The sequence below is a fragment of the Siculibacillus lacustris genome (assembly GCF_004328075.1).
Lineage (GTDB): Bacteria > Pseudomonadota > Alphaproteobacteria > Rhizobiales > Ancalomicrobiaceae > Siculibacillus > Siculibacillus lacustris.
On record NZ_SJFN01000017.1, the window covers coordinates 144,521 to 156,724 of the forward strand.

Here is a 12,204-nt window from a genome sequence, read left to right on the forward strand (position 1 = left end):
CGGAGACCTCGACCCATGACCGACCTCAAGGCGCTGATCGGCAAGGCCGCCACCGGCGCGAGTCTGAGCCGCGAGGAGGCGCGCACCGCCTTCGACGTGATGATGTCGGGCGCCGCCACTCCGGCGCAGATCGGCGGCTTCCTGATGGCACTCCGGGTCCGCGGCGAGAGCGTCGACGAGATCACCGGCGCCGTCGAGGTGATGCGCGACAAGATGCTGCGGGTCGCGGCCCCCGCCGACGCGGTCGACATCGTCGGCACCGGCGGCGACGGCTCCGGCTCGTGGAACGTCTCGACCGCCTCGGCCTTCGTCGCCGCCGCCATGGGCATCCCGATCGCCAAGCACGGCAACCGCGCGCTGTCGTCGAAGTCCGGCTCGGCCGACGTGCTGGTCGCCCTCGGGGTCAAGATCGACATCTCGCCGGAGCGCATCGCCGAGTGCGTGCGCGAGGCCGGGGTCGGCTTCATGTTCGCCCCCGCCCACCATGCGGCGATGAAACACGTCGGCCCGGCCCGCGTCGAACTCGGCACCCGCACGGTGTTCAATCTGCTCGGACCGCTGTCCAATCCGGCCGGGGTCAAGCGGCAGATGACCGGGGTCTTCGCCCGCGCCTGGGTCGAACCGGTCGCCCGGGTGCTGGCCAATCTCGGCACGACCGCCGCCTGGGTGGTCAACGGCTCCGACGGTCTCGACGAGATCACCGTGACCGGCGAGACCCATGTCGCCGCGCTGGCCGACGGCCGCGTCACCGTGTTCACCGTGACCCCCGAACAGGTCGGTCTGCCGCGCCATCCGCCCGAGGCGCTGAAGGGCGGCGACGCCCAGCGCAACGCCGAAGCGCTGCGCGCGGTGCTGGCCGGCGAGCCCTCGGCCTATCGCGACATCGTGCTGATGAACGCCGGCGCCGCCGCGGTGGTCGCCGGTCGCGCCGCCGGCCTCGCCGAGGGCGTGGCGATGGCGAGGGAAGCGATCGATTCTGGCGCGGCGCACGCCCGCCTGTCGGCGCTGATCGAGGTCTCCGGCCGATGACCGAGATCCCCGACATCCTGCGCCGGATCGAGCGCTACAAGCGCGACGAGATCGCCGCCGCCCGGGCCACATTGCCCGAAGTCGAGTTGCGCGCTCGCCTCGCCGACGTCGCGCCGCCGCGCGGCTTCGCCGCGGCGCTCGCCGCCCGCAAGGCCGCCGGCCGTCGCGGCCTGATCGCCGAGATCAAGAAGGCGAGCCCGTCCAAGGGGCTGATCCGCCCCGACTTCGATCCGCCGGCACTGGCCCGCGCCTACGAGCAGGGCGGCGCCGCCTGCCTGTCGGTGCTGACCGACGCGCCGTCGTTCCAGGGCGCCCCCGGCTTCCTCGCCGCCGCCCGCGACGCCACCGCCCTGCCGGTGCTGCGCAAGGACTTCCTGTTCGACCCCTACCAGGTGGTCGAGGCCCGCGCCTGGGGCGCCGACTGCATCCTGATCATCCTTGCCGCGGTCGACGACGCCACCGCCGCGGCGCTCGAGACGGAAGCCTTCGCCCTCGGCATGGACGTGCTGATCGAGGTCCACGACGAGGCGGAACTGGCGCGCGCCCTGCGCCTCGCCTCGCCGCTGATCGGCGTCAACAACCGCGATCTGCGCACCTTCGAACTGTCGCTCACGGTGTCGGAACGGCTCGCGCCGCAGATCCCGGCCGACCGTCTGGTGGTCGGCGAGAGCGGCATCTTCACCCCCGCCGACTGCGCCCGCCTCGCGGCGGTCGGCATCACCACCTTCCTGGTCGGCGAGAGCCTGATGCGCTCGTCCGACGTCGCCGCCGCCACGGCGGCCCTCCTCGAGGACGCCTGACCATGGCCGACACCCCTACCCTCAGCCACGTCGATGCCTCGGGCTCGGCCCGCATGGTCGACGTCGGCGACAAGGCGGTGACCTCGCGCACCGCCGTCGCCGAGGCCCATGTGACGATGGCACCGGCCACCCTGGCCCTGATCCTCGAGCATCGCGCCGCCAAGGGCGACGTCATCGCCACCGCCCGCATCGCCGGGATCATGGCCGCCAAGCGCACCCACGAATTGATCCCGCTGTGCCATCCGCTGCTGCTGACCAACGTCGCGGTGGTGATCGAGCCCGACACCGAACTGCCGGGGCTCAGGATCGTCGCCACCGCCCGGGTCTCCGGCCAGACCGGGGTCGAGATGGAGGCGCTGACCGCGGCTTCCGTCGCCGCCCTCACCGTCTACGACATGGCCAAGGCGGTCGACCGCGGCATGGTGATCGGCGGCGTCCGGCTGCTCGAGAAGTCCGGCGGCCGCTCCGGCCACTGGCACGCTTCATGAGCCCGCGCAAACCGCTGACCCCGGTCGAGACGGCGCGTGCCGCCCTGCTCGCCGACGTCGCCCCGACGCCAATCGAACGCATCACACTCGCCGACGCACCCGGCCGGGTGCTCGCCGAAGATCTCGCCGCGCGACGGACCCAGCCGCCCTTCGACGTCTCGGCCATGGACGGCTGGGCGATCCGCGCAGCGGATGCCGCGCACCCGGGCGCCGTCCTGACGGCGATCGGCGAGGCCGCCGCCGGCCGGCGCGCCGCCGTGCCGGTCGCCGCCGGCGAGGCCGTGCGGATCTTCACCGGCGCGCCGATGCCGGTCGGCGCCGACACCGTGGTGGTCCAGGAAGCGACCCGCAGCGAGGGCGACCGGGTGATCCTCGGCGACGCCGTCACGCCCGGCCGCAACGTCCGCCGCGCCGGCGCCGACTTCCGCGACGGCGAGATCGGGCTCACCGCCGGCACCCGCCTCGACTTCACCAATCTCGGCCTGATCGCCGCGATGAACCACGCCGAGATCGCCGTCCACCGCCGTCCGCGGGTGGCGATTCTCGCCACCGGCGACGAGTTGGTGGCGCCCGGCACCGAGCCCGGCCCCGATCAGATCGTCGCCTCCAACGGCGTCGGCATCGCCGCCCTGGTCGCGGCGATCGGCGGTGTGCCGGTCGAGCTCGGCATCGTGGCCGATCGGCTCGACGCCACCGTCGCGGTGGTGACCGCGGCGCTCGCCGGCGACGTCGACGTGCTGGTGACCATCGGCGGCGCCTCGGTCGGCGACCACGACCACGTCCACGCGGCCCTCGGCGAGGCCGGCGTCGACATCGGCTTCTGGAAGATCGCCATGCGCCCAGGCAAGCCCTTGATGCTCGGCCGCCGCGGGCGTCAACGGGTGATCGGCCTGCCCGGCAATCCCGCCGCCTCGCTGGTCGGCGCGGTGGTGTTCCTGGCGCCGCTGGTGCGCGCGCTGTCGGGCGACCGGCGGCCGGTGGTGCCGTTCGAGCGGGCGATCGCGGCCTCAGACCTCGCCGCCAACGACGAACGCCAGGACTATCTGCGCGGCACCCTCGGCCGCGACGCCGACGGCCGCACCACGGTGCGCCCGGTCGATCTCCAGGATTCCTCGCTGCTGTCGCGCTTCGCCGCCGCCGATGCGCTGATCCTGCGCCCGCCGCATGCGCCCGTGGCCCCCGCCGGCAGCCCGGTCGAGGTGCTCAGGCTGCGCTGAGCCGCGCCGCCGGCGACGGGCGCCGACGCCCCGCATCCTGCAACCGCATCGCCCGCTCACTTGCCGAGGCCGCGGGCCTCGGGCACCGCACCGCCGAGGAAGGCGCCGAGCACCGCGGCGGTGCCTTCCAGGCCGTTCGAGCCGGACACCCAGACGCTCGGCAGCTTCAGGCCGGTGACGATCTGCGGATTGTCGCGCAACAGGGTCAGCACCAGTTCCAGCTCGCGCAGGCGCAGCACGCTGTCCTTGCCGAGGACGTTGGCCTGGGCGGTCTGGCCGGCGGCCTGTTCCTCGAGGAACAGCCGCTCGGCGTGGCCCTCGGCCTGACGACGGTCCTGGGCGAGTTGCGCGGTCTTGACCGCGATCTGCGCCTTGACCAGATCGCGCTGCTGGTCGGCGGTGGCGCGGGCCTGCTCGGTCTTCTGGCGCTGCTCCTGCGAGGTCTGTTCCTGGATGTAGGCGGCCTTGAGTTGCCCGGCGAGTTGCTCGCGCTGGCGGGCGAGCAGCAATTCGGGCGGGATCGCCGATTCGCCGAGCCGGATCTCCTTGATGTCGACGCCGGCGCGGCGGCCGTCGACGCGCGCCCGATCGAGAATGGCGTTCTCGAGCTCGACCCGGTGATCGATGGTGTCGAGCACCCGCGTCGGCCGGCGGATCTCACGGGTCCCGCCGGCGCCGTCGGGTTCGGTGACGGCGATCTCGGAACCGTAGACGTTGCGGACGTGGCTGCGGATCGCCGGGATGACGATGCGCTGATCGACCTGATCCTGCCCGCCGACCGCGGCGACGACGATCGGCGCGTTCTCCGGGGTGATCTGGACGATGGCGCGCAGTTCCTGGGGGATCTCCCAGCCTTCGACCTTGGTGTTGACCGCGCTGTCGGCGGCGCCGTCGGGAACCGAGAAATTGGCCGAGCGCTCGGTCTGCTGGAAGTCGCCCTTGGCATCGACCTTGAGATCGAGGAAGCGCCGTACGAAGCCGCCCTTGAACTCCAGGGTGGTAACCCGCGTCGAGACCAGGGTCACGTCATAGGCGTCGCGGTTGAGGTAGTAGTCGTTGGGCGGCAGCGAGGTGCGCCAGATGCCCTTGCAGCCCATCGGCACGACCTCCGCGGTCAGGCCGCCGACGTCGGTGCTGGCGGTGTGGGTCACGCAGTCGATGCCGCGGCGGGCCACTGTCGAGCGGACCACCCCGACGGTGCCGGCCGGCACGCGGGTGATGGCGGTGGTGAGCGGCGTGTTCTCGCGCTTCTTGCCCTCGATCGAATAGACGTCGTCGACCGAGTCGGTGATGTCGCGGCCGTTCTTCTCGTAGCCGATCCGCACGCTGAACAGCGCCAGATTCAACGGATAGACGCCGGGCTTGAGGATCGACAGCTGCAGCCCGCGCTTGCCGTGATGCTGGAGGAACCATTCGGCATCGAGGAACTTGGCGAACTCGGCCTCGGGCCATTCCTCGGCCATCACTTCGCCCTCGGCGAGCGGCTCGCCGTCGTTGGCGACGATGCGGCCGTAGAAGCCGTTCGGCACCACCACCACCGGCAATTCGTGAATGGTGTTGAGGACATTGTAGAACGGCCAGATGTGGAAGGCGCCGGGCGGGATGATGTCGGCCTGGAAGCCGGTCTCGCCGGCGGTGGCGATGACGTGGCCGGCGGACAGCGAACCGCCGAGATAGAGCCGCTGGACCACACCGACGCTCGACGGCCCGATCCGGACGACCGAGGTCGACAAGACGGCGGCGCCGGCGATCAGCAGCGTCACGAAACGAACGGCGAAGACCGCCGCGGTCCGACGGTCGCCGGCCAAGGCCTGCGGCAGGCGCGGCGGGACGACGACGGCGGCGAGAATCGCGAGCAGAAAGACGGTGAGAGCGAGCATCGCTGGGCCCTTTCCGTGCGAGATCTGACCTCGGGACGAGGTCGGTGCGGGACATCATCCGGGCGTACGGGGAAGCGCGACGAACGCCGGCGATCGGCGCGGCCCGGTCGCGCGCGACCAACCCGACCGGGGCGCGAGATCCGGCCGACCTCGCCCCCGCTCGGTCCCACCGATTCCATAGTCGAGGTTCGGCCGACCGGCCACTCGTGATTGCGCGCGACCGGCAATGTGCCGCAGGTTCCGCGACGATTCGACGACGGCGTCGCGCCGGGATCAGAACGGCGCGTGCAGCCAGCCGACCAGCAGGGTCAGGGTGAGGAAGGACAGCGAGGTTGCGCCGAGCAGGGCCGCTGCGGCGCGCTTCTCGTGGCCGTAGGTCTGCGACAGGAGCGCATAGACCGACAGCATCGGCGAGGCGGCGAAGATTAGCATCGCCTGCTGATGGGCGATCGCCGGCGCCGGCAGGACCAGCAGCGCCAGACCGACGGCGAGCGGGTGCAGCAGCAGCTTCCCCGAGACGATGCCGCCGATGTCCCAACCGACGGTCGACAGGCGCAGGCTCGCCAGCGCGCCGCCGATCGCGAACAGCGCCGCGGCGGTCGAGGCGTCGGCGAGCAGATCGATCGCCCGCTGGAGCGGCGCCGGCGGCAGCCAGCCGGTGGCCGAGGCGGCACAGCCGGCGAGGATGCCGAGGATCATCGGATTGCGGGTGAGGCGGCGCAGCACGAACAGCAGGATGCGGTGGATCGGCTCGCCCGCCCGGCGGCCGCTCTCGGCCAGCCCGAGGCCGATCGGGATCATCACCAGATTCTCGACGATCAGGGTCAGCGACAGCGCGACCAGGGCATCGGGGCCGACCACCATCACGGCGATCGGAAAGCCGATGAAGCCGCTGTTGGAGGACGACGAACCGAGCCCCATCATCGCCGCGTCGGCGACGTCGCGCTTGGCGAAGACCCGCGCCGACAGGAACACGAAGCCGAAGGCGAACAGCGAACCGGCGACATAGACGCCGAGATAGTTCCAATCGAGCAATGCCAGGATCGGCCGCTGCGACAGCGCCCGGAACAGCATCGCCGGCAGGGCCAGGCGGATGACGAAGACGCCGATGCCGCGAATGTTGGCCGCCGAGGTGATGCCCGAGATGGTCGCGCCCCAGCCGACCAGGATCAGCAGGAAGATCGGAAAGGTGATCGCCAGAATCGACAGCATGGGCTCGCTCGGGTCATCGGCCGCCCGAGGGCGAGGTCTATCAGGACGATCTATACCGAGCGCAGGGCGCGGGAGATCACGCAAGGGTCCCAAGAGCCTACGACTTTAGTCGCAATTATGGCGCAGCTCCAGCTCCGGCGGCCGAGCCCCATGCGCGGCACGCATGGCTACGCCCTCCGATCTCGCATCGATCCCCGGCGATCCGATCGAAGGGAAGCGCGAACGTCGATCCTTCCGGCCGTCTTTATCGCCGGCCGGCGCAGAACGGCCGCGTCGCTCCGGCGGCGCCTTTGCTCCCGCCCCCCCCTCGCGGCTGTCGCGCGCCTCGATTTTGAACGTCGTTCAATTTTCTTTTTGAACAACGTTCATTTCGTGCTATCGATGGGTCTAGCGAACCCTCGCGGCTTTCGGGACACCGCCCTCATGACCCACCTCGATCCGATCCCCTTCATCGTCCCCCTCCCCGGCGAGGAACCGGCCCTGGCCGCCCTGCGCCACGCGCCCGAAAAGCTCGACCTCCTGCTGGCGTCGGCGCGTCGGACCTATACGCCGCTGGGCGTCCGGGTGGCCGACGCACTTTCGCGCCGATGGGCGCGGCGCGTCGCCAGCCCCTACGAGGGCGCGATTTCCCAGGTCGACCGGGTCCTGGGCCGGCCGGGCGCCTTTCTGCTCAACCACTCCTATGAATGGGGCTGCACCACCGGCGTGGTCGCCGACCCCGCGCTCGGCGGGCCGACCCTGCTGCGGGTGCTCGACTGGCCGTTCGACGGCCTCGGCCGCGCCGTGGTCGCCACGCGGTGCGCCGGACCCGCCGGCCCCTATGTCAGCCTGACCTGGCCCGGCCATGTCGGCGTCCTGACCGCCTGTGCGCCGGGGCGGTTCGCCGCGGCGATCAACCAGCCGCCGCTGCCGACGCCGTGGGGCAAGGCGGTCGGCTGGCCGACGGCGCGCTGGCACGTCGGTCGATCGACCGCCCTGCCGCCGAGCCATCTCCTGCGCCTGGTCTTCGATCGATGCGCGTCCTTCGACGACGCCGTGAGTTTGCTGCGGACCATGCCGATCTGCATTCCGACCATCTTCACCGTCGCCGGTGCGCGCCCGGGCGAGGCGATCACCATCGAGCGCACGCAGAACCGCGCCCATGTCTGTGCCGAACCGGCCGCCGCCAACCACTGGGCGAGCCCCGACGGCCCGACCGGACGGCCGCGCAATCGCAGCAGCCGGCAGCGCCGCGCCGACATGCTCGCCCTCGCCCGGCGGCCGCCCGACTGGTCGATGAAGTGGCTCGCGGCGCCGATCCTCCACGACGAAACCCGCCTGTCGGTGATGGCCAATGCCGCGAGCGGGCGCCTGATCGCCCAGGGCTTCGAGGCGACGGGGCCGGCGACGGCCCTCACGGTTCTCTGACGCTCCCGGAAGCGGATGGGGGCTTGCCGAGACGGATGTCGGCCGACCGTCCGGAATCGGGTGGCCGGCGGAGGCCCGGAGCGGCGAAGCTCGCCGCTCATCGCAAGAGGAGCGACGCCCATGACCTTCCGCATCACCGGCCTTTCCCCCGACGAATTCCGCCCGCTGTGGGGCCTGCCGGAGGCCGAACTGGCGCGGCGCGCCATCCGCCGCGTCGTCGCGACGGAGGGCCCGGGCTATCCCGACCGCATCGAAATGCGCGAGGCGGCCGCCGGCGAGACCCTGCTGCTGCTCAATCACCTCTACCAGCCGGCGGATTCGCCCTATCGCGGCAGCCACGCGATCTATGTGCGCGAAGGCGCCGAGGCGCGCTACGACCGGATCGGCGAGGTGCCCGAGGTGATGCGCACGCGTCTCCTGTCGGTCCGGGCCTTCGACGCCGAGGCGATGATCGTCGACGCCGACGTGGTCGACGGCCGCGACCTCGAGCCGCTGATCGCCCGGCTGTTCGAGAACCCGGCGGCGACCTACCTCCACGTTCACAACGCCAAACGCGGCTGCTATTCGGGGCGGATCGATCGGGTGTGAGCGCGCCCGAGCGCCGTTTCGGCGTCGCAGCGGCGCGGCGACGACGCGACCGGGCATGCGGTCTCCCGACGGATCGCGAAGGCGCGCCGATCCCCGGCGTCAGCGATTTCGCAGCTGCGCCTCCACCGCCGCAATCGGGCGGTCGTTTCGCGGCAGAACGAAGGGAGGTTGTTTCATCGACGCGAGGCCCAACGGGTCCCCGCGAACCACTTCCACGCGGGTCTTCCGGAAGAGTTCGAACGGCTGGCATTCCCATGCCAGCCCCCGGCTTCCCGTCACGGGATTGTAGGTTTCGGCGCCGTATTGAAAACACAGCTGCACGAGCTTCGGGGCGCGACAGTCGATCCCCTGCGTCGGAACCCGGATCGGTTCGTGAACGACTTTCCAGTGCCCCGGAAGGATCACCCGGTTGCCCGGATACCACAGGAAGACGCGCCCGCCCGGCGTCGCATATTCGATCTGATTGCCGTGGCCGTCGGAATAACTCCGATAGGTCGTGTCGGACATGAAGCGCTTCACGTCCGAGGTCGTGATCTCCGAGCGAAACTGCTCCGAGAAGGCGGCGCACCGGGTGTCGTCGGTCGCCTTCGCCACGGGCGCGGACAGGACGAGCGCGACGGCCGCCAGGCCGAAAGCGGGGACACGCACCGTACTTTCCTCGTGTAAGGGTTTCGAGGCACAACTCCTACGACGGCGAGGGTCCGCCGTCACGGGCCAATTCGTCGCGCCGCCGCGGGCGGTCGGCTTGGTGCGGCCGGCGTTCGAGCCGCCGCACGATCCGGCCGCGAGCGGGGCGTTTCCCGACGAAATGCGCCGGAAGCCGCGACCGAACACCCTCTCGCGCGACGCGAGCCGACCCCGGTCCAGAGACGCCGCCGGCCTGCCCTCGGGTAAAACGGCGAACAGAAGCGAGCTCCTAGATTTGTCGTCCGATCAGGTTCTGGCTTTACCCCTTGCGGCACAACACGCGGTAAAGCGATCTGACCTGAAGAACCAGAACGGTCCCGCAACTCTGCGATGGTGTCTGCCGTAAGCCCCGCGTCTCAGCCGGCCGAGGCCGGAATCCTCGGGTCAGCTGTGGAGAAAGAATGATTTCGGCTCGGCGTTCTGCTGATGAAAGGGTTCGGCGGTCGAAAAAATACCTCAGGCGAGGAAGACGCGTTCCCATCTCAGTGTTAGTTTGAAATACGTAGATACCAGGACATTTCGGAAATTGGAAAACCAAGAAATCGAGTGGGAGGGGCACGATGAAGTTCGCAGCACTGGTGAGCGGTTCCATTCTCGTCGGCTCGATGGCGGCATCGGCGGTTCGCGCCGAAACCCCGAGCGAGCTGGGCGCCGCGGCGCTCGGCGGCTATACGATGATCACGGCCTTCGCCGGCGCCTGCAAGTTCGAGATCGAAAAGCCGATCGCGGCGGTGCTCGATGGCAACATCCGGGCGCTGGTGACCAAGTTGGCGGTTCCCGCCGGTACGGTCGAGGCCATGACGGCGGCAAACGCCAAGCAACTGAGCGGTCACGAGGCCGAGAGCTGTGTATGGGGCCCGGACAAGTTCAACGCGATGATCGCCGAAATGGCGAAGGAGTCGCTGGCCGCGGCGACCAAGGCCGGGGTCGAGCAGGCCCCGATCCCGCCGTCGAAACGCCCGCTCTCGTCCTTCCCGCCCGATGCCGCGGCCAATCCGGTGAAGGAGAAGGCGCAGGCCGGGATCGGCGGCTATGTGGCGATCCTGGCGATCGGCAAGCTCTGCGACTTCACCGCCGATCCCGCCACGGTTCGCACCATCGTCGACAACGTCAACGCGCTGCAACCGAAGTCCGAGCTGAGCGACAAGGACATCGACGCCATGGTCGAGGCGGGCGTGGCGAACTTCGGCAAGGACAAGGCCAAATACTGTGGCCCCGGCCCGGCGAAATATGCGACCGCGGTCGTCGACATGGCGAAATACGCGGTGGCGGCGGCGGAGGGCAGCGGCGTCGCCCTGAAGACGGTGGAAGCCCCCAAGGCTGAGCCCGCACCGGCGGCTGCCCCTGCGGCGTCCCCCGTCGCCAAGGCCCCTGCGCCCGTCACCTCGCCCCCCGCCGGCTCCGGCACCCTCACCGGCGCCGACGCCGAAGCGATCGCCGCGATCGCTCGCGCCTACGGCGAGGCCACCGTGTCGAAGGACAAGAACGGCGATCCGACCATCAAGGTCCGCTCGAAAGGCGCGGGATGGACGATGTCGTTCTACGGCTGCGAAAAGGGCACGGATTGCCTGTCGATCGAGCTCTATCACGGCTTCGAAACCGACGCCAAACCGTCGCCGGAGCGGATCAACGAGTGGAATCGGACCAAACGCTGGGGCAAGGCCTATCTCGACAAGGACGGCGATCCCAACCTGAACTTCGACATCAATCTGCGTGGAGGGGTGATGCGCGCCAACCTCGACTCCGACATCGCCCGTTGGGTCGACATGATCGGTGACTTCAAGGCGTTCGTCGCCAAGAAGTGAAGGCCCGATCAGGCCGATCCTCCGCCCCTTCACCGACCGCTCGGCGGGGGGCGGCGGGTCGCTCGTGCCCAAATCGCGGCACTTGCGCGGGAGCCCTCCGCCTTCCCCTCGGCTCGCTGGCGCTCCCGCGCGCGCCCCGCGCAGCACGGGGGGGCGACGACCGCCGGCCGGCACGCCGGTTCGCGGTGACCCGTCGCAGTGCTGCCGCCGCCCTGCTCGCACCGGGGACGTCGACCGGTATGACGACACGCTGCCCGAGGCTCGTGGCCGACCGGCCTGCTGCCGGTTTCACGGACGCCCCGCGGCAAAAGTGAATTCACGAACAGACGCAAGACAATAGGTTTGGTGCTTTTCCCGGTTCTCGCTTTACCCCTTGCAGAACAACCAGGGGTAAAGTGATCTGACCAGAAAAAGCCAGAACGGACCCGCAACTCTGCGATGGCCGATGTGCCTAATCGTACGCCAGATTCGATTGTTGGATTGGCATGACGGATTTTCGGCGCACGATTTTTTGCCGAGGTGCCGATCTGACGCAAGTTGATCGGCTTTCTCGCAAGTTCGACACCGATCAGAACGCGACGGTGAACCCCAGTCTAGTCTGCCAACTGGTCGCCCCTACGGTCGGGATGGTGGCGACGACTTTGCCTTCGGCGGCGATGTTCGTTCCCAAGGGCAGGCGCAGAGCGGCCGAGGCCTCGGCCCAATCCGCGGCGGGGGACGAAGCCGGCACCGACACGTTCAAAATCTGCGGCAGCGAGGCGGAGATCGAGCCGGTACGCCCCCGATTCAACGATGCCCCCAAGCCAGGCCGGCGGTCATCCAGATGTCGGACGTGAAGTCGTATTTGGCTCTCACTCCGAGCCGTAGCGTGATCGTGTCCCGAGAGGTGGTGTAGCTGACCGGTGGCCAGCGGGCGCGCCGATATGGGCGGCGTCCTCAGGCCGCCATGTTCGGCAGGCCGAGGACGGCAGGATCATCGTCGATGGCGGCGATCGTTTCCAGCGTCATGTAGCGGGAGCGTTGGACGGCCCATTCGTCGTTCTGTTCGAGCAGGATCGCCCCGACCAACCGGACGATGGCATCTTCGTTGG

Annotated in this window: 11 protein-coding genes and 1 pseudogene; 8 read left to right on the plus strand and 4 right to left on the minus strand. The window is 69.9% G+C overall.

What is annotated here, in order from left to right; genetic code table 11:
• Window positions 1-15: 15 nt before the first annotated feature.
• The 4 genes from trpD to EYW49_RS12930 are packed head-to-tail and all read left to right on the plus strand — an operon-like array spanning window position 16 to window position 3,534.
• Window positions 16-1,029, plus strand: coding sequence for an anthranilate phosphoribosyltransferase (gene trpD / locus EYW49_RS12915; RefSeq protein ID WP_131309993.1), 1,014 nt, complete (start codon window positions 16-18; stop codon window positions 1,027-1,029).
• Window positions 1,026-1,829: an indole-3-glycerol phosphate synthase TrpC gene (gene trpC, locus EYW49_RS12920; RefSeq protein ID WP_206365461.1), complete on the plus strand. Its 804-nt coding sequence runs from the start codon at window positions 1,026-1,028 to the stop codon at window positions 1,827-1,829. The genes trpD and trpC overlap by 4 nt, the downstream gene beginning before the upstream one ends.
• 2 nt (window positions 1,830-1,831) lie before the next feature.
• Window positions 1,832-2,317 (plus strand): cyclic pyranopterin monophosphate synthase MoaC, encoded by a 486-nt coding sequence (moaC, locus tag EYW49_RS12925; protein WP_131309994.1) that lies wholly within the window; start codon window positions 1,832-1,834, stop codon window positions 2,315-2,317.
• On the plus strand, window positions 2,314-3,534 hold the full coding sequence (locus EYW49_RS12930; protein WP_131309995.1) for a molybdopterin molybdotransferase MoeA: 1,221 nt from the start codon (window positions 2,314-2,316) through the stop codon (window positions 3,532-3,534). Before moaC ends, EYW49_RS12930 begins: the two co-directional genes overlap by 4 nt.
• Window positions 3,535-3,590: 56 nt before the next feature.
• Here the strand turns inward: EYW49_RS12930 and EYW49_RS12935 are convergent, their stop codons facing one another.
• Both EYW49_RS12935 and EYW49_RS12940 read right to left on the minus strand, forming a co-directional pair.
• Window positions 3,591-5,414 carry an SPFH domain-containing protein gene (locus EYW49_RS12935; RefSeq protein WP_131309996.1) on the minus strand — a complete coding sequence of 608 codons (1,824 nt, stop codon included), beginning with the start codon at window positions 5,412-5,414 and terminating at the stop codon, window positions 3,591-3,593.
• Between the two features lie 273 nt (window positions 5,415-5,687).
• On the minus strand, window positions 5,688-6,626 hold the full coding sequence (locus EYW49_RS12940; protein WP_131309997.1) for an AEC family transporter: 939 nt from the start codon (window positions 6,624-6,626) through the stop codon (window positions 5,688-5,690).
• 423 nt (window positions 6,627-7,049) lie between these two features.
• On the opposite strand from EYW49_RS12940, the gene EYW49_RS12945 reads away from it, so the two are divergent.
• Both EYW49_RS12945 and EYW49_RS12950 read left to right on the plus strand, forming a co-directional pair.
• The gene (locus tag EYW49_RS12945; RefSeq protein ID WP_131309998.1) at window positions 7,050-8,033 is read left to right on the plus strand and encodes a carcinine hydrolase/isopenicillin-N N-acyltransferase family protein; all 984 of its coding nucleotides are present in this window, start codon (window positions 7,050-7,052) and stop codon (window positions 8,031-8,033) included.
• Between the two features lie 120 nt (window positions 8,034-8,153).
• Complete coding sequence (locus EYW49_RS12950) at window positions 8,154-8,621, plus strand: DUF1203 domain-containing protein (protein WP_131309999.1); 468 nt, start codon at window positions 8,154-8,156, stop codon at window positions 8,619-8,621.
• A 99-nt stretch (window positions 8,622-8,720) separates the two neighbouring features.
• Here the strand turns inward: EYW49_RS12950 and EYW49_RS12955 are convergent, their stop codons facing one another.
• Window positions 8,721-9,269: a hypothetical protein gene (locus EYW49_RS12955; protein WP_131310000.1), complete on the minus strand. Its 549-nt coding sequence runs from the start codon at window positions 9,267-9,269 to the stop codon at window positions 8,721-8,723.
• 599 nt (window positions 9,270-9,868) lie between these two features.
• On the opposite strand from EYW49_RS12955, the gene EYW49_RS12960 reads away from it, so the two are divergent.
• Together EYW49_RS12960 and EYW49_RS12965 are read left to right on the plus strand one after the other, a co-directional pair.
• Window positions 9,869-11,113 carry a YbjN domain-containing protein gene (locus EYW49_RS12960; protein WP_131310001.1) on the plus strand — a complete coding sequence of 415 codons (1,245 nt, stop codon included), beginning with the start codon at window positions 9,869-9,871 and terminating at the stop codon, window positions 11,111-11,113.
• A gap of 485 nt (window positions 11,114-11,598) precedes the next feature.
• Entirely contained in the window at window positions 11,599-11,949 is a 351-nt protein-coding gene (locus EYW49_RS12965; protein ID WP_131310002.1) for a hypothetical protein, read from the plus strand.
• A 100-nt stretch (window positions 11,950-12,049) separates the two neighbouring features.
• Here EYW49_RS12965 and EYW49_RS12970 read toward each other — a convergent pair.
• Window positions 12,050-12,204: pseudogene (locus EYW49_RS12970) on the minus strand (IS256 family transposase); the annotation flags it as partial.